Origin of the sequence: Pontibacter pamirensis (assembly GCF_010015475.1) — a bacterium.
GTDB classification, from domain to species: domain Bacteria; phylum Bacteroidota; class Bacteroidia; order Cytophagales; family Hymenobacteraceae; genus Pontibacter; species Pontibacter pamirensis.
Genome location: NZ_SSNI01000022.1, coordinates 69569 through 88983, shown reverse-complemented (window position 1 = coordinate 88983; position 19415 = coordinate 69569). Strand labels below are relative to the sequence as shown.

Sequence of the window (19415 nt, the reverse complement as noted above, 5' to 3'; positions counted from 1 at the left end):
ATAATCTGACTTATAAAAAACAAAAACTATGGCTGAATACAAAACCCCTGGGGTTTACATAGAGGAGATACCGAAACTTCCTCCTTCCATCGCCTCGGTAGAGACTGCCATTCCGGCATTTATAGGCTACACACAAAAAGCAAAACGGAAAGAAGACAACGACCTGCGGAACAAGCCCTGGCGCATTGAATCTATGCTGGACTACGAGCGCTACTTTGGCTTTGCCCAACCGGAAACCGGCATTGAGGTAACTATAGATGCCTCGCAGCCTGGCAACACAGAAATACGCGGAAAGATAATTCCTGAGCTGCGGTCAAACTTCCTGATGTACTACTCTTTGCAGATGTTTTTCATAAACGGAGGCGGGTCCTGCTACATTGTTTCGGTGGGGGATTACGTAAGTTCAGGCGGTGTGATTCTGGAAGCCGACCTCCGCCCCGGACTGGATGAGGTAGAAAAAGTAAACGAGGTAACACTACTACTTTTTCCTGATGCCTTGAACATGGCCGATGGTGGTACCTACTATGCCCTCTACACAGCAGCGATCAGGCAATGTACCAAGTTGAAGGACAGGTTTGTTGTGCTGGATGTTTACCGCAGCCCCGATAATGCGGACAACTGGCAGGGAGATATCACCTTTTTGAGAAATACACTGGCCGGCACCACCGAGGAGCTGAAGTATGCGGCGGTATACTTTCCCCGAATTTTTTCACGTGTAGATTTTTACTATGCAGATCCTGAAACAGGAGCACCGCTGGACGAGAACGTCACGATCGTGAGCTTGGGAGCCGGAGACCTGGGCACGAATTTGACCGAACTTAAAGAAAATAACAATGCCTACTACAACATGGCAAAGGGTGCCATCAACGACATGGAAATGTTATTGCCTGCCTCATCGGCAGTGGTAGGTATTTATGCCCAGGTCGATAACTCCCGAGGCGTATGGAAGGCCCCTGCCAACGTCAACATGGATTATGTAGTCCGCCCCGAGCTGCTCATTACGCGGGCCCAGCAGGAAAACCTGAACGTAGACCCTCTAGCCGGAAAATCTGTCAACGTGATCCGGTCTTTCCCGGGTAGGGGTCCAGCCATTATCTGGGGTGCCCGCACGTTGGCTGGCAACGACAATGAGTGGCGCTACATCTCCGTCAGGCGGTTTTTTAACATGGTGGAAGAGTCTACCAAAAACGCCACAGAGCAGTTCGTGTTTGAGCCCAACGACCGGGGCACCTGGGTCAGGGTCAAATCCATGATCGAGAATTACCTCACACAGCAATGGAAAGCCGGCGCCTTAATGGGCACCACCACCCGCGAAGCCTACTTTGTGAAAGTAGGTCTGGGTGAAACCATGACCGAAGTGGACATATGGGAAGGCCGCATGATTGTGGAAATCGGACTGGCAGTGGTTCGCCCTGCTGAGTTCATCATCCTGCGCTTTATGCACAAGATGCTGCAGGAGTCTTAGCCTTCATTTTACCTAAAAACAAAAAGCTATGGCTGTCAATGATTTCAAAGATTACCACCAGCAGCGGGATTCCGGCAATAGTAACTGTAACGAGAATAACTCTGCTACCCAGAAAACGATTAGTGCCACACGGCGGAAGTACTGCGACCAGCTGTACGAAGCCGCAGGTGTGGTAAGTAAGTGGGAAAAGTATAAGGAAGGACAACTGAGCCTGGAGGAGCGGAAAAAGTGCCTGTTCGTGTGGACAGAAGACAATTACCAGCGCTTCAGAAATACAGAAATAACAGTGGGAACCGAACTCCTTACCTCCAATGACCTGGTCAGGGAGAGCGTGACCAACTATATGAAATGGGGAACAGAGCTCTCTACAACACTGAAGAACATGTTAAGAGCTGTGAAAGACGTCAAAACGAGAATGAGTGATCTGAGGGAGTCGGCCTGTAAACTGGAGAACTGCAAAAACGACAGCTGCAACTGCACGCAGCTGATGCTGATCACAGGCAAGAGCGGGGAAGACTGCAAAGGAGATCCCTGTCCTCCTCCACGAAACACAAACTCACCCCGGGACAGGCCCCGGGAATGCGATAATGCTGATGATCTCCTCTGCGATCTGGTTTGTATGCCCAGAGCCCTCAGTTTTGACATAGACTCCATTTCGCAGGCAACCTCGGAGGTAATCGGTATTCAGGTGTTCTCCAATCTCGGCAATCTTGACCCACTTCAGAAAACACTCTCGGAGCGCTCAAAAGCTTTTGAAGGCCATCTGCTGATGACCATGCAAACACGCGGAAACGACCTGAAAAAAGCGCAGGACGAGCTGGTAAAGGCGGTGCAGGAAAGTACGAAAGCCACCATAGGCATGTATAGCAAGCGCAGCGACTTTGAAAGTAGCCTCAGAACTGTGGATTATCTCTGCTGCCCCGACTGTGGTTGTGTCGTGACAGACAAAAACTGCGCACCAAGGCTACAGGAGTGCAAATGCAACATCTGCGACATATGCGACGACGTGAAAGAGACCTTTTGCTCCGATAATAGCGAACAACGAACTGCTTACTAAGCTCCGCTGTACTTTACAAGCTCTTAAACAGATGAAGTATGATAACTGACCTGAAATGCAAAAAAATAAAGGAGACCTCTTGGCAAGATAGAATAAAAGAGTGCTGCGAGGAAGAAAATCCTGATGATCCAAGAGGCTGCGACTGTTGCTATGACCTCTGGAAAGAGGAACTCCGGGAAGTGAACACAAAGTACAGTGAGGCTGAAGAAGAAGCACGGCTTATATCAGCAGAATTGATTTTTATAACAGGCCGTCGGGATAAACTCAAAACCTGGTATGACGAACTGACCAAAGCAAACGATCTGTCGCGGAGCATCTGCGAACAATTGGAGGTGATGCTCAGTCAGATTGAAAAGATCTCGCGCAACACAAAACATGCGGTAAGAGCCATTAACATACTCTACTGCATGATTCGGGATTTTTACATGCAGGTAGATCTGATTAAGCTGAAGTATGACCAGATCATGAACTGCATCAGGTGCCTGAACGACCCGGCACTGGCACCGGGGCAAGGCCTGGTAAAATGCCTGGAAGACTACGGCAAAAAATTAGAGGCGCTGATGACCACCCGGGTTGAATTGCTGAAAATGTCGATGTCAGCCATATACCTGGCTTACCGCATCAACAAGAACATAGCACTGGACTTTGGCCTGTACCTGATAATACAGGAGTGGGAAACAACCCTTAACTGCGCAGAAGATTGCAACAGCAGCACCTCCGGCGGTTACGCAGACAAGAATAACAGAAGGATGAAGGAAAGCTATGGCTACGAAGAAGAGTATCATCACAAGGAGGAGGAAAAGAAAGGCTGTCAGCTTACGCCCGTGCTGGAATTTCCCATCTGTAACGATCCCTATTATGACAGCCTGAGAAATAAGTATGAAGTGGATAAAGCCAGGGCGGCCGATTTATCTAAAAAGCTGATCGACCTGAACAAGAAAAAGGAATCGCTGCTGGCTTGTAAGCAAAGTCTGACGGCAGCCATTCAGGAAACAGACCCCAGGACAAGGTGTAAGTAAATAATTAAACAAACCTCCATTAAACAAAAACTGATATGGCAGCGAAAGGAAATTATCCGATTCCTAAATTCCACTTTCTGGTGCAGTGGGGAAAAGATTTCAGGATAGGTTTTACGGAAGTAAGCGGCCTCGACTTTGAAACAGAGGTGATTGAGTACCGGGAGGGCAGCAGCAAAGCCTATAGCTCAATTAAAATGCCCGGTAGGCAGAAGTTTAGTAATGTTACGCTGAAGCGGGGCACTTTTGAGGGCGATTATGACTTTTATCTGGAGTGGCGGAAAACCTATTACTTTCAGGAAGGCAATCAGACGGGATCCCGTTTTCGCCGGAATGTGGAGATCATGCTGCTCAACGAAAACCACGACCCCATCATCACCTGGACCTTACAGAATGCCTGGCCGTCGAAGGTACAATCCACTGATCTAAAGGCCGATGCCAGTGAAGTGGCCATCGAAACGATGGAACTGGTGCATGAAGGATTGACCATACTTACCTAACAATGAGCGACGATGGCGATTGGAAAGAGATCTCCGGACAATGTGTACCAGACTATCAACTTTCATTTTAGTGTCGGGTTCCGGCTTGGCAAAGAAACGTTAGATATGCGCTTTCAGTCGGTAACAGGCCTGGATGCGACCCTCGAAACAGAAAGTGTAAAAGAGGGCGGAGAAAACCGCTATGAGCATGTTATTCCTGTGCGACGGAAGTATGGTCCACTCACCTTAAAGCGTGGGTTGCTTTCTCCTTCAGAATCCGGCCTTACCGCCTGGTTTAAGAAGGCATTTGATGATGAACAGGTAATACCCCTTCCGGAGGTGGATATAGCGTTATTAGATGAGGGGCACCAGCCGTTGATGTACTGGACAATCAATAATGTATGGCCCCGCAGTTGGAAAATCGGAGAGCTGAACGCCGAAAGAGGAGAAGTACTCATCGAGACACTGGAGCTGAACTACAATCGCCTGTTATTTCATGAATTACTATAAACGCTATGCCTATCGAGATTCGTGAACTGGTCATAAAAGCTACTGTTGCCCAGGAAGATGGAGCTGCTTCAGCTCCCTCTTCAGCACGTGCATCCGACATTAACGATTCACCCACCGAAGCGTTGATCAACACCTGTGTGGAAAAAGTCCTGGAGATACTGAAAGAAAGAAATGGCAGATAGAAAAAAACTCGAAAAATTGCTTATCCGTTCTTTTGCCAACAGAGATTTTTCAGGCGAAGACACGGACAGAAAATTTATTACTCCCATCAACCCGGAGTCCTTCACCAAGAACTATAAGGTAAACAACGACACCCGAACAGGACATGGCAGCGAAGGATCGGAAGTGCGGTACAAGTCCACAGCACCCGAGGAATTGCGCCTCGAGTTTATACTGGATGGCACCAAAACGATGGAGAGCTACGGGGGAGAAAACAGCACCTACAGAAATAAACCCGTGAAGGAGCAATTACAGGACTTCCTGCATTGTGTGTACGACATGGACAAGAACATACACCGCCCCCGCTTCCTGATCGTGTTCTGGGGTTCGGAGATAGACTTTCGGTGTGTGCTGTCTAACCTTGATTTAAACTATACCCTTTTTGAGCCGGATGGTAGTCCCCTGCGCGTAAAGATCAACGCCACTTTCCTGAAGCATAAGTCGCGTGAAGAGCAACTGGCCGAAAATAAACAGAGTTCTCCTGACCTGACCCATTACCGCAAAGTAAACCAAAGCGACCGGCTCGACCTGATGACCTACAGGATCTACAACAACTCAAACTACTTTTTGCAGGTGGCCAAAGCAAATGCCCTCAGTAGCATCCGACACGTTGCAGCCGGCAAAGAAATATACTTTCCTCCTTTCGATAAAAATGAAGCCTGATGGAAGAACTCCTGATCCCCAACGCCTCCCGACATGATGTCGTCTCATTCACCATTCTGGTGAACGAGACCGCCTTGGATCCTTCCTATGAGATTCTGTCGCTTTCCATCACCAAAGAAGTAAACCGCGTACCCCTTGCCAGACTTGTTATCCGGGACGGAAATGCCTCTGAAAGAAACTTTGAGATCAGCAACGAGGATACATTTATTCCCGGCAATAAAATAAAAATAAAGCTCGGGTTAGATGGGAACAATACCCAGGTTTTCAAAGGCATTATTCTTAAACATGCGATTAAGGTGAGGGCAAACGGAAACACAGAGCTTAAGATCGAATGCCGCGACGAAGCCGTAAAAATGACAGTTGGCAGGCACAACCAGTATTACCAGAACCTGACAGACAGCCAGCTGTTCGATGTATTGATCGGGAGGTATAAAGGCCTTAAGAGTGACCCTGCGCCCACCGTACCTACCCATAAAGCAATTGTGCAGCACCATGTCACTGACTGGGATTTTATGTTGTTGCGGGCGGAAGCCAACGGTATGCTGGTACTGGTGGAGGATGGAACTATCAAAGTTGCGCAGCCCAATAGCAGTGCGACCCCGGTGCTGCAGGTAACCTACGGCTCCTCTGTCCTGGAATTTGAAGCAGAGATGGATGCACAAACTCAGTTTAAGAGCGTGAAGGCTTTCTCCTGGGACCACTCCAATCAGAAACTTTTTGATGCCGACGCTTCTGCGGCAGCTTCCTTTGCAGAACACGGCAATATAAAAGGCAGCGCACTGGCCGGCGCTGTAAGCCCGGAAAACATTGAATTGCAGCACAGCGGGAATTTACCTGAACAGGAACTACAGGAATGGGTGGATGGCATGATGCTCCGTAGTCGCTTGTCTAAAATAAGAGGCAGGGCAAAAGTTACCGGCTATCCTGGCATCAAGCCGGGAGATATGGTAAAACTGGCAGGCGTGGGCGATCGCTTTAACGGCAAAGCCTTTGTTACTGCCGTCAGGCACGACGTAGGCAACGGCACCTGGGACACGCACATTCAGTTTGGGCTTGATCCCGAACGCTACGCCCGATTACATCCCGACACACACGATTTGTTGGGAGCAGGGTTAGTGGGCGCGATACATGGCCTGCAGATAGGCAAGGTGGTGCAGTTGGAAAATGACCCTGCCGGCGAGGATAGAATTCTGGTAAAAGTGCCGGTAATCGATAATACCGCACAGGGTATCTGGTCTCGGGTAGCCAGCCTGGATGCAGGTGCCAACAGAGGGGCTTTTTTCAGACCTGAGATAGACGATGAAGTATTGGTAGGTTTTTTAAATGATGATCCGCGCCATGCGGTGGTGCTGGGGATGCTCCACAGCAGCGCCAAACCGGCCCCTCTTACGGCACAGAATGTAAATCACAAGAAAGGATTTACCACCCGCAGCGGAATGCACCTCCAGTTTGACGACGCCTCTAACACCATTACCATAGACACTCCTGCCGGCAACAGCATCAAACTGGATGAGCAGGGCCAGACCTTAGAGATAAAAGATCAGAACCTGAATAAGGTTACGCTTGAGCCCAGCGGCATAAAGCTGGAAAGCCCCCTGAATGTAGAAATAAAAGCCGGTGTTAACCTGACTTTATCGGCAGGTGCGTCACTCACCATCGGAGGTACAACCCTTTCGGTAAAGGCAGACGGAAACGTAGGAATAGAAGGGGCTTTTGCAAAACTGTCGGCTCAGGGAATTACGGAGATCAGTGGATCACTTGTTAAAATAAACTAGCAAAACCAAACATTTATGCCCTCAGCAGCCAGACTCAGCGATATGCATACCTGCCCTCTCTTCAACGGACCTGTTCCGCATGTAGGTGGCCCAGTTACAGGCCCATGTGTGCCTACTGTGCTAATAGGTAACCTACCTGCCGCCGTTGTTGGTGACTTACTTGTGTGTGTGGGCCCTCCGGATACGATTGTAAAAGGATCCGCCACGGTAATGATAGGCGGTCGGCCAGCTGCCCGGCAGGGAGACCTTACTGCCCATGGTGGAGTAGTTGTAGCAGGCTTCCCGACTGTTCAGATAGGAGGATGATACTCAAAGCGACTTAAGTATTAGGTCACAAGTCATCAGAATATTTATACATATACAGGTATGATATGAATCAGCAGTTTAATTCTTTTCTCGGAACCGGATGGTCTTTTCCTCCCGCCTTCAACCGTAATACAGGCACCGTAGAGATGGTGAGCAATGTAGAGGATATTGAGCAAAGCCTGAATATCCTGCTTTCCACGAGCCTAGGCGAGCGGGTAATGCAGCCGGAATATGGTTGTAACCTCTCGGACTATATGTTTGAGTCGTTGAGCAGTGGCGTTATCGGATATATCAAAGACAGGGTAAAGAATGCCATCCTCTACTACGAGCCACGCATCGTGGCCGAAAAAATAGAAGTTACTTCCGACGCCTCCTTTGATTTGCTGGAAGGCCGCTTTACCATCAGCATCGAATACACTATTCCGGAGACTAATTCCCGATTCAACTATGTGTATGATTACTATAAAAATGAGGCTTTAAAACCTGTGTAGCCTGTTCAGCTTTTCTGAGCTAAAGTGATTTAAAATTCAAACCAAAGCCAAGATGGATGATTGCAAAAATCTGATACATCCTTTCCAAACTGATCCCGGCGTAAGCCAGCGGCAACGGATCATGGACGAACTTCTGTCAGGCCCGGCTATAATAGATGGCCGTACATTAGCCGATCTGCTAGACTACTTTGTGCAGCTCTCCCGTCATGTCAATTACTATGATGCCGATCTGTCTGTCAGCGACTGGCAGCCGTTCTTTCAGAAAAGCCTGCCTTTCTCGCTGGCAGCTATGAGTAAGTATAAGCAGGTTGCTGTTACCGAAAAGCTAAGTATCTACCAGGATCTTTTCCGGAAGCACGCTGCTCCTTCCGGTTTACAGTTACTGACGCATTACGTGTTTTACAGCACCGTATATAACATCAACATATGGCACCTACAGGTAAAAGGGAGTGAGCTGCCGGTAGCCTTTGCGCTTGAGAATCTGATCAAAGACAAGCTGCGCTATCCTGTAAAAGCATTCATCAGCTATACTAATGCAGCCGTTAAGTGGTACTGTATTAAACCTGTAAAGTGGCAGCCTTTAGCCGACAATGAGGTATGGGAGCTCAATATGGCAGACCTGTATACGTCGGATGTAAGCTTCCGGAGCAAGGGAAACACCAAAAGGGAAAGAATCAATGCCCTCTATACTTTGATTCGGGATATAGTACCTGCCATTCTGGATGTTATGCAGCTAATAGCCGATGCGGCAGCAATGAGTATAGAGCAGAGCCTCTTGCCCCTGAAAGAGGAGCTGCGGCAAAAACATCCTCCTCACTTAGCCATCCTGTTCTCTTTTCTGAAATTGTTCCGGTATCTGCAAAACGACTTGAACAGCTTCACTAAAAAGCATCTCGATTTCTTTTACAAACAGGTCTTGCAACTTAAGGCCCGTGACACCAATCCTGATAAAGCGTACCTTGTTTTTGAAATACAAAAACAGCTGGATAAATACCTGCTCCACAAAGGGCTACTGGTAAAGGATGGGAAAGATACCAACAAGGCAGAGGTGTTTTTCGCGCTGGATGATGAAATAGTAATAAATAAAACGCAAATCGCTGATAAGAGAACGCTGTTTCTGAACAACCGGACTTTTGACAAAACTACCTATCTGGAGGGGGTACATATGACCCCAAATGCTGATAAGGCGGATGGTCTGGAGCAGGATTTTAAAGGCGATGAACTCAAGAGTTTTGCGACACTGGGAGCCAAAAACAGTAAGTATACTGATCCGGAGCACAACTATACTAAACCCTACCCCAGCGCCCGCCTCGGTTTCATACTGGCCTCGCCGGTTCTGCTCCTGAACGAAGGAACAAGAACCATCACCACCACATTGTCCTGCCAGCTAAATTCGAATATCTGTAAAGATCTCAACAACGGAGTTGGCACCTCCCCATCCTGCTGCGATAGCAACGAAAATCCTGTATTACAGGCAGCAAATATCGGAGGCTTTCAAGGGTTTGCTGTTGCAGAAGACTTTTATGAACGGATTGTAACTACCCTGAACAGGAAGTATTATTACATAAATCAGGAATTGATCAGAAAGGCTAAAAAGAAAGGCATCAGCGCTGCTCTGACTGATAAACTTAATCAGCTCCTCACCTACTCAAAAAAAATCTGCTACTGCGAAATTGATATTGCAAACTATGAATGCATAATACCTGCCAAAGGCACATTAGCCGGTCCCGGATTCAATGATATCTTCAATGCTGCAGAAAAAGAAACTTTAAAGGACTTCTTTAAACCGAGAAAAGCACTGGATGTCCTGTTCAGCGGTGAGAAAGAATGGCTGGAGCCTAATAAATTAAGTGAAATCACTATTACGCCGCCCGCGCTACCGGGAGACAACAGCTTCATGATAGAGATCAAATCTGTGCTTAAAGCAGATAAGCCTGCGATCACTTTCTACAACAAAGACAAGTTAAAAGAAGACTTCAGTACTACGTTGCCGCTTGTAAAAATAGAGCTGGATGACAGGATAAAATTATGGCATGTGATTGCTGCCCCCCAGGAGACAGTCTGCTGCATAGAAAAAGAGAGAAAAGAAGACGGCTTACCTGTATCGCTGTACCACTTTTTTAGAAATGTTATATTAAAGGACACTACTATCTCCGTAAAAGTATGCGGGCTTAAAAGCATTGTGGTGCAGAATGACGAAAGCCTGCAGGACGTAAATGGGCCTGTATACCCTTTTGGAACAAGACCGGATATTATTGATTTTAATATTGTTAATCCTTCTAAAACCTATTGTGTTACCCAGACATTTATCAATGATGCCATTTCGGCAGGAGTCTCCAATGCGGTCAAAACTTTTCTTGAAAACCTCATCAGTTCCTCCGGTAAATATGAAGTCGGAATCACTGAGCAGGATTTAGCTGACTTTTTAACTACACCTCCATTAAATGGGAACAAAATCATACTTGAAGGATTGTTCAAAGATCCAACAAAAAATTATTGTGAGCTAAATTTGATAGGTCCCAGCTTTTATATTGGTAGTCGTGAAGTATTCTGTAAACACTGGCGAAATGTTTGGTTAAATATCAACTGGAAAGAGAAACCAAATAGTTTTAATGATTACTATAAGGCCTATGTCTTAAGAGAGAACGGAGGCAATAAAATTTATGGATTGGATGAAAAGGAATTCCAAATAAACCTTGCTGTTCTGGAGGATGGTGTATGGCAACAAGAGCAAAACAATACAAAGGTAAATCCGAACTCCAGGACTAATCATTTCAATAGAGAACTTTTTAAAGATGAGCAGGGCTCTCTTCTTCCAGAAAAATGTATACAACAGAATGCCGTACAACAAGTGATAGAAATAACTTCGAATTTCTTCAATGTCTCAAATACATTTGAAACATGTGAAGCAATAACAGAATACAAAACCAGCACCTTGAATGGTTTTTTGAAGTTAACACTTGAAAATCAGGATTTTCTACACAAGGAATACCCATTTGTGCTGGCACGGCAAATGATGGCTTTAGGCCGTTTACCTGATGTGGCCTTAGAAGGTGCTATCTATATTGAACACCCTACCAATAATATTATAACCTTCAAAGGCTCTATTCTTCTGATTAACCAGATTTTGAATGATATTGTTGCCATCGAAACATTATCAGACACTGTACGAGCAGAAGTACAATCAATAATTAACCGGTTGAATAATGCACAGGCAATTACGGGTCCTGGCGGTAGCACAATAACTTCTGCAGAATTAGATTCCATTGTTCAAGCCATAGATGATATCAGGAATAGTAATTCAGCAGCTCAACTGGAGACTGATATAGATGCCTTGTTACTAAAAATAACTCAACTTCAGGCGATCTTCTCTTTTTTTGACATTGATGGAAATGTCATAAAGCCACTGGAAGTTATTATACCCAATGAACCCTGGACACCCGTTATCAAAGATATTGCCTTGGACTATACTGCCACGGCCACGTTAACCGACATTGATCTGATTCACCTCTACCCTTACGAAGGCACTTACAAACACGAAGAAATTTCGTTAGCCCCGGCGCTCTTTCCTTTATTCTGCGATGAAGGAACTTTGTTTCTGGGCCTGCAGCAGCTGGTGCCCGGCAGCAATGTAAACATATTATTTCAACTGGCAGAAGCCACTGCCGATTCTGAAGCAGAAAGAGCAGGGATAACCTGGGCTTACCTCGACAACAACCAATGGAAAGCCCTGCGCCCCGGTTTCGAAGTGTTGGACGATGCTACCGATGGACTCACTACCTCCGGCATAGTAAAGCTTGCACTGCCCGCCAACATGACAAGCGACAACACCATACTTCCAAAGGGCATGCATTGGATCAAAGCAGCTATCCATCAGAACAGTCGCTCCGTCAGTGAAACGATAGGTATACATGCGCAGGCCATCCAGGTAACTTTTACCAATGAGGAGGCAAACGATAAGCTGAGGTTAAGCCAGCCGCTGCCTGCCGGCTCCATTGCAAAATTAGGGGAGGCCGATGTATCTATTAAAAAGGTAGCGCAGCCTTACAGCTCATTTGGCGGCCGTATACCAGAAACAGAAGGGCATTTTTATGTCAGGGTAAGTGAAATGCTGCGCCACAAAGGGAGAGCCATTCAAAAATTTGATTACGAACGCCTGGCGCTCGAAGGTTTTCCGCAGCTGTACAAAGTGAAATGCGTAAACCACAGCTTTGCCCTGAGTGCCCACACGTACGCTAACGATTTCCCGGTGGCACCGGGCTATGTGTTATTGGCCGTTATCCCCGACCTGAACCAGCTCAAAGCCGCACAAACTTTTGAACCACGTGTACCGGTAAGCTTGCTGGAAGCAATTCAGTCTTACCTATACCAGCGTACCTCTCCTTTTGTGCGGCTGCGCATCATGAATCCGAGGTATGAGAAAGTACACTTCTGCTTAAAGGCAAAACTTTACCTGGGCAGAGATGAAAATTACTACACAGAAAAGCTAAAGCAGGATTTAAGGGAGTTTCTGGCACCCTGGGCAGTCGGTCAATATGATAAACTAACGTTCGGGCAATGCATCTACCGCTCCGATGTTGTTCGATTCCTTGAAACCCGCGATTACCTCGATTTCATTCTAGAGCTTATATACTGGCACGAAACAGAAGATCAACCCGATAAAAGTAAAGCTGAGTTCGAGCAAAAACAACTACTTCCGGTCTGCCCTGAAACTCCCCGGTCTATTCTGATAGCTGGCGATATAGATGTTTGTATACAACAAAAGGATTGTGAAGCATGGCAGCAGGAACCGCCCTGCGGCCATAAAAAAATACTTCTGGCAGATTACTGCAAAAAGATAGACTAATTCAGGACCAAAGTGAATGGCTGATGATCTGAAAAATAGTAAAGTAATCCGCAAACATGATCCGGATTTTCCAGCTTATCTCAACTTCGATAAACTTCGGAGCGAGGGTATTGAGCACCTGGGAAATATGGCCGGTAAACTATGGACAGACCATAATGTACACGATCCGGGTATCACTATCCTGGAAATGCTCTGTTACTCCCTACTCGACCTCGGTTACCGCACCAACCTTCCCGAAAAGGATATTTTAACCCGTAACCCGGATGACAAGAGCAAAGACAACAATTTCTTTACTCCTGCTCAGATACTGTCCTGCAACCCGCTGACCATGCTGGATTATCGCAAGCTGCTCCTGGATATAGAAGGTGTCCGCAATGCATGGCTCCTGCCAGCCACCGATGTGCAGGACTTTTGCCGCCCTCCCCGCCAGCAAATTCTTAATGAGACAGGAGCCAATGAGGCAGACGAAGACTGTGTCTGCGATGAGTTCCTGAACGGATTATACCACGTATACCTCGACCTTGAACCTACTCCCGCAGGAAAAGATGCTCAAATCTTTGAAGATGAAACGGTGAAAAGGGTAACAAAAGCCCTGATGGCACATCGCAACCTGTGCGAAGATTTTCAAGACATTTACATCTTATGCAGGCTTCCCCTGGGTGTGTGTGCCGATATAGAGCTGTCAGAAACGGCAGTGGCAGACAAGGTTTATATAGCCATAGCAGAGGCACTTCGTGCTTTTTTCACCCCTACTCCCCGGTTTTATACATTGCAGCAACTACTGGACAAACAAAAGCCTATCGAAGAAATTTTTGCCGGCCGTCCTTATGACCTTACCCAAAGCCACGGGTTTGTGGATACGGAGGAGCTTGAGAAGTTACAGTTAAGAAAGGAGATCCATCTGTCGGATCTTTACCATGTAATACTTGGTGTACCTGGTGTGAAAGCAGTTCAGAACCTGGCCCTACGGTTATGCGCGGACGGAAGTGAAATAACGGCCTGGAAGTACCAGATTAGGGAAAACCATATACCGGAATTCTCTTTAAGTTGTTCCGGCTTCCGGTTCTTACGAAACGGCATGCCCCTGTTTCCTGATTTTAAAAAGTACGAAGGCTTATTTAACCTTAACTTCAACCATAGCGGAAAAGTACTGTATCAGGCTCCTTCCCCCTATCTGGACGGTCAAATTCCGAAAGGCTTCTACCGTAACGATCTGGCAGCCTATTACTCCATTCAAAATGAATTCCCGAAAGTGTATGGTATTGAGGAAGGTGGCCTGCCAGATGACGCCCCCGCGTTGCGGAAAGCACAAGCCCTGCAGCTGAAAGGTTATCTTATGTTTTTTGACCAGTTGCTCGCTAACTACCTCACCCAACTCAGCAGTATCCGGTCCTTGTTTGCGCTTTCCTCGCCTGAGGCAGAAGAACAGCATACGTACTTTATCAATCATTTAACAACAGTACCTGATTTGCCCAAACTGTTGCGCTTTCAGACAGGGGAAAAGAACGGCAGCAGTAGACTGGGCACTGAGGGAAGCACCCTTGTTTTTCCGGTAGACAAAAAGAAGCTTGAAAGATTATTAGAAAAGGACGAATTAAAGCACCTGGACTTAGAACAACTGGGCTATTGCGAAAAACCCGGTGAAACCGATAGCCAACTGGAAGTTTATACTTTCCCCTCTCTGGCAGAGCAGGCCACAGCTGTTCATCAGCTTCAAAATGATTTCTATAACGAAACTGTTACCTGTGAGTTTGTGACAAAAAAGGATGATTGCATTTTCTATTACATAATCACCTCGTCGGAAGAAATTGCGCTGCTAAGCAAAAGGTACTTTAAAAATAAACAGGACGCTAAACTACAGGCCAGCTCAGTCAAGTACATCGGCACCTTCAGCGAAAACTACCGTTCCTACTCTGGCAGCACCGGGAACTTCTCTTTTGATATTGAACTAAACCTGGCTTCCTTCTCCAAATACCTGCAATTGATAGCCGAAGACAGAGATTTATACCTGCACCGCCGCCAGGATTTTCTGCATCATTTGCTGGCCAGGTTTGCAGAGAAATTCACTGATTATGCCCTGCTGTCATTCGGCTTGTTTAGTAACCAACAGGTGGAGGCAAATCAGATAAAGGCCACAGAAAAATTCCTGACTCACTACGATGACCTGAGCAGCAACCGTGGCAAAGCCTATAACTATCTAACTGACAAGTGGAATAACCACAACCTGTCCGGTTTTGAAAAAAGAGTAAACGCGCTCAGCGGCATCGACAGCTGGAAGCGGCACAGCCTCTGCAATTTTGAAGTGTACAAATATGAAGAGCAGTTTGAGGTAACGCTTAGAATTGCCGGTCAGGATTTCTTTACCCTGCATGAGAAGTTTGATACGCGCATAGCAGCACAGGAAGCTGCCCGATCAGTTTTCCTGTTGCTGTCTGAAACATCCAGCTATCAGCTTCAGGAGTTGCCACATGGGCAGGCAAACACCATTGTCCTACAGCAAGACAACCATACCGTTGCCACGTTCCGGGAGGCTTATCACTCTGACGCGGAAGCGCTGCGTATTCTACTCCGGCTGCAACACCTCTTTTCAGAAAGCCCGCCAGTTGAAGAGGATGTTTTTGTCAGTAACTATATCTACTATTTACAACTGCTGGATTACAAAGGCAATGTTGTGTGCATTTCTGTGAAAAACTACGACAGCCATGATAAAGCTGTGCGTGTGGTTGAAAAGATGGACGCAGCAATCAACAATCAAAAGCAGTGGCTATCTGAGAATGCTACTATGCAGCAACCTGGCACCCTCTACCGGGACCCACATAATACCATACCAGCACAGTTTATTGACCTCGATGCCTTTAAAGTGGACATTACAAACACCATTGTAGGGAAGCCAGATAAATTCACGTATGATTTGCTCGACATGGGCAACCGGTTCAGATTCGGCCCGGTGCCGGAGTTTGACGAGGAGGAGCAGGCAAGAACACATGCACAGCGCTTGCTGGCCTGGATGTCGAGTGCGGAGCATTACCAGATTCGATACACACCCACTACTCAAAAGTACACGCTTTACATTACAGTGGATGAGGTGGACCAGGGAGTTGGCTATACCGGCTTCGACAGTAAAAATGAAGCAAGGCACATGCAGAACGAGATTCTCTATATCGTATATGAGCATCTTTTCACTCTTCACATCCAGGAATTGCCCAGCAAGTGGAAGTATAAGTATGAGGCAGGCTTAGCAGACACAGCCCGTTATACATTTGAAAGTATAAAGAGCTACAACAGACCGGAGGAAGCAGCAGATGCTGCCAGGGCTTTCAGGCAAACAGCGCCAGATTTGCTGTTGCAGGAACATAAAAATGAACTTAGGCTGGAAGCCGGGTCTAATAGCAGGCAATTTTCTTCCCTCAGGCTTGTACGCGGTGATACAGAGAACAATGTAAAGGCCAGGAGCACCGTTGAAGAGTGGCAGCAGGTACAAGCTGAAATCAGACAACTTCAGCTTAATGCCGCCCCCGAAGATTTTGAGGCAAGTGTTGCGACTGATCGTATCAGCCGGGCAGGCCTCTATGTGTACCGCCTGATTGATAAAGACACTATACCAGCTTTTTACAGTGAATCCTTTGAAGACAGAACAAATGCTGAAGCCAAAAGGCAAGAGCTGATAAAAATTAAATGCGACGCTTACCGGCACCTTGAAATCTGTTTGGGCGGGGATATCATCAGGAAGCGGAAAGAAAAAAATTCAGGAAAAATATGGTATCACTACCAGATAATATGCCGCAGCCGCTTTACCCTTTCCGGAGAACAACTGGTCCTGTTTGAGAGCACCAAGGGTTACCCAAGTAAAACAGAAGCCGAAAAAGCATTTTCAGAAAACTACCTCCACATTCTTCACTGGGCTTCTGACTTCAATAAGTATGGAAAAAGAATCAGCATAGCAGAAATTCCAGCTTATAGCACAGACGCTTGCGACAGCAACGAAAATATCGTTTTTATTCCAGAAGAAACCTTAAGCCTGGAGGAGTTGGGAGATGATACAGAAGCAGTTATTCGTACGCTGGTTGCTATTGCTAATTCCTACCCTATCCGGCTGATTGACAAACTGTCTGAAGCCTTTTTTAACCTCTTCCCCTGCGAAGACAAGCCTGAGAAACAAAAAAAAGCCTGTAGAGAAGAGGAGAAAGATTATGTGTATTATTTCAGGCTAAATGGGTTCAACTCTGAAAACACAGAAGAAGCCCCTCCTTTTTGGCAAAGCATAGCGTATTATGCTACCCCCGAAGAAGCACGGAAACAGTTTTATTTTTTCAGGATGCTCCTTTGTTACCACGGTAATTTCTACTTGGACTGCGACCCTTGTACTGAGGAAAAGAACAGCTACCGCATCTACCTCAGAGAGGTACTGGCAGAAAGCACCCGCCGATTTGGCAAGGAAGCAGATGCCTGGGGAAAAGAGGGGGTACAGAAGTTCATTTGTGTTGCACAGTCACAGGATGCTTTTCATACCTATCAGCGGAAAGAAGATTGTTGCTTCTCCTTTTATGTGGCTTGCGCTGATACGCCGCTTTACCACCCTTGCCAATACGACACGCCTCAGAAGCGGGACGCAGCGATCCAAAAGCTTTACATGTATCGTAGCGATGCCTGGCAGATAGTTCAGGATGAGGAAAATCGGTATTACACGCTGACTGATGAGCAGGGAGTGTCGTTTGCCCGTGTCGTCTTCAACGATCAGGAGATAACCTGTACCCCCTTGATCAAACTACTTTCTAAAGTTGCACAAAAGCAGGTGGGGTATCCCATAGATGAAAACGGGAGCCCCTATGTGCAGGACGATGAAACCGGATTAAACATACAAACGCAGGAAGGTTACGCACCAGAACAGTGGCAGCAAACACTGGAGGCGTTTGCCTACTATTTCCCGGTTGTAAAGAAAACAAATGGGAAGGACGATCAGGTTAAGTACTGCATCGAAATAAAAATACCCGGCCTTAGTCTCTGTGAGGAAACAGTAGAAGAAAGTCCTTGTGGTTGCTTTGATAAAGAAGTAAGAGAAGAACCGGCCTGTTCCGTAGCCTGGGAAAGCCCCTGCTGTTTTACTACCTGCGAGGAAGCCATGACGGCACTGCGGGATATAGAGCCCCTGCTCCTCCGGCACGAAAACTATCATCCTGTTTATACATGTGCCTGTAATGAATATGGGATTACGCTGCACTACAGCATTTATGATGACAATCCGGAACAGGAAAACAGGAGACGGGGCTATAGGTTGAGCAACAGCGAAGTTGTGGCTTTAAATCCTCAGTGCTATACCAGCCCAGAGATGGCGTGTGAGGGCGTTGATCGGGCCCTGAAACGCATTAACAGCGAAGGCTTACATGTGGTAGAACATATCCTCCTGCGGCCCCGCTGCGAAGAAGATTGCGAATGTGAACAGTACAGCGCTTTTTGCAAAAACAAGACCAATTGCTGCTTTCCGTGGAAAGAGCCGGCCCAGGACCCGTGTGCAGATCAGTTGGAGAGTTGTTTTATCCCTGGTGCAGATCCTTATTCTTTCATCACGACAGTGGTATTGCCCGCATGGCCCGCCCGTTTCAGAACAGTTGAGAACCGGCAGCTGCTGGAAAATATTTTATACCGCGAAGCCCCTGCCCATGTGCTCCTCAGAATACTCTGGCTCGCCCCGCACGATTTCTGCTGCTTTGAAAGTAAGTATAAGGACTGGGGCAGCTGGCTGGCACTCAGGAAAAGCTGCCCCGAAGAATTTTCTACCTGCGATTTTCTGACTTTCCTGTTCAACAGGAACTTTGAGTGCCTGGAAGTATGTGAGGTTTGCAAGCCATGCCCGGAAGAGGAATCGCAAACTAACGTTTGCTTCGAGGGGAGAATAAATAGCACCAAAAATCCGCTACAGTTCCAGAACCAGATAAACGAGCTCTTCTGCTGGAAAAAACAATGTGAAGAAGAGTATGAGTTTACTCCATGCAATGCGACACCAGAGGTGGATGATCCTGATGACGATGTGATACTTTTTTCAAGAAATATGATTCCAGCTGTTCCCTGGTCTGCGACAGAACCAGACGATGGCCCGGAGGCAGAAAGTCAGCAGGAAGAAACAAAGCCTGACCATGCCGCAGTAAATAACTTAAACCCGGCACCACAATTACTCAGAAGCCGCTATGCCAGATACCGAACAGCTGTTGAACAGGTACCTGAAAATTTAAAAGATTATCCTACGGTAGAGAAGGTTCAGGCTTTTCTTAAAGCTTCAAAACCCTCTGCTACAAGAGTAGCAGCTCTTCTATATGAGATCATATACACCGGGGACTTGACACCTATACCTAAAAAGCAGAAGCTTGGGCTGTTGCAAAATACCCTGAGCTACTACTTCGACAAGTCCTACTTTGGCAAAAAGGATCTTGAGAGCATAGCCGCCATCAGTGAGGCTTTAGAAGAACTCAGAAAAGCAAAAACAGATATGCAGGCAATCTACCGCTACTGGATTACGGATGAAGTAAGTAATTTTATTCCGGAGGCAGACCTGGAAGAATTACGGCAGCTGCTGATGGGCTCAGGTAAATAAAT

General features: G+C 46.8%; 12 protein-coding genes. All 12 read left to right on the top strand.

The annotated features are described in order from the left end of the window. Positions 1–28 precede the first annotated feature (28 nt). A complete protein-coding gene (locus E1919_RS17665) occupies positions 29–1465 on the top strand; it encodes a phage tail sheath family protein (protein ID WP_162054738.1) in 1437 nt (478 codons plus the stop codon). A 28-nt stretch (positions 1466–1493) separates the two neighbouring features. Beyond that, a complete protein-coding gene (locus tag E1919_RS17660; protein ID WP_162054737.1) occupies positions 1494–2522 on the top strand; it encodes a hypothetical protein in 1029 nt (342 codons plus the stop codon). Positions 2523–2560: 38 nt separating this feature from the next. Then, positions 2561–3541, top strand: a complete 981-nt coding sequence (locus E1919_RS17655) for a hypothetical protein (RefSeq protein ID WP_162054736.1) — start codon at positions 2561–2563, stop codon at positions 3539–3541. A 35-nt stretch (positions 3542–3576) separates the two neighbouring features. Then, the gene (locus E1919_RS17650) at positions 3577–4038 is read left to right on the top strand and encodes a phage tail protein (protein WP_162054735.1); all 462 of its coding nucleotides are present in this window, start codon (positions 3577–3579) and stop codon (positions 4036–4038) included. 12 nt (positions 4039–4050) lie between these two features. Continuing rightward, positions 4051–4527 carry a phage tail protein gene (locus E1919_RS17645; protein ID WP_162054734.1) on the top strand — a complete coding sequence of 159 codons (477 nt, stop codon included), beginning with the start codon at positions 4051–4053 and terminating at the stop codon, positions 4525–4527. A gap of 5 nt (positions 4528–4532) precedes the next feature. Continuing rightward, a complete protein-coding gene (locus E1919_RS27370; protein ID WP_202915936.1) occupies positions 4533–4709 on the top strand; it encodes a DUF5908 family protein in 177 nt (58 codons plus the stop codon). Next, positions 4699–5409: a CIS tube protein gene (locus E1919_RS17640; protein ID WP_162054733.1), complete on the top strand. Its 711-nt coding sequence runs from the start codon at positions 4699–4701 to the stop codon at positions 5407–5409. The genes E1919_RS27370 and E1919_RS17640 overlap by 11 nt, the downstream gene beginning before the upstream one ends. After that, a complete protein-coding gene (vgrG, locus tag E1919_RS17635) occupies positions 5409–7184 on the top strand; it encodes a type VI secretion system tip protein VgrG (protein WP_162054732.1) in 1776 nt (591 codons plus the stop codon). Before E1919_RS17640 ends, vgrG begins: the two co-directional genes overlap by 1 nt. Before the next feature lie 15 nt (positions 7185–7199). Continuing rightward, on the top strand, positions 7200–7490 hold the full coding sequence (locus tag E1919_RS17630; RefSeq protein ID WP_162054731.1) for a PAAR domain-containing protein: 291 nt from the start codon (positions 7200–7202) through the stop codon (positions 7488–7490). Positions 7491–7555: 65 nt separating this feature from the next. After that, complete coding sequence (locus E1919_RS17625; RefSeq protein WP_162054730.1) at positions 7556–7981, top strand: GPW/gp25 family protein; 426 nt, start codon at positions 7556–7558, stop codon at positions 7979–7981. Positions 7982–8033: 52 nt separating this feature from the next. Next, positions 8034–12827, top strand: a complete 4794-nt coding sequence (locus E1919_RS17620) for a baseplate J/gp47 family protein (protein ID WP_162054729.1) — start codon at positions 8034–8036, stop codon at positions 12825–12827. Between the two features lie 16 nt (positions 12828–12843). After that, positions 12844–19413, top strand: a complete 6570-nt coding sequence (locus E1919_RS17615) for a hypothetical protein (protein WP_162054728.1) — start codon at positions 12844–12846, stop codon at positions 19411–19413. Positions 19414–19415 lie beyond the last annotated feature (2 nt).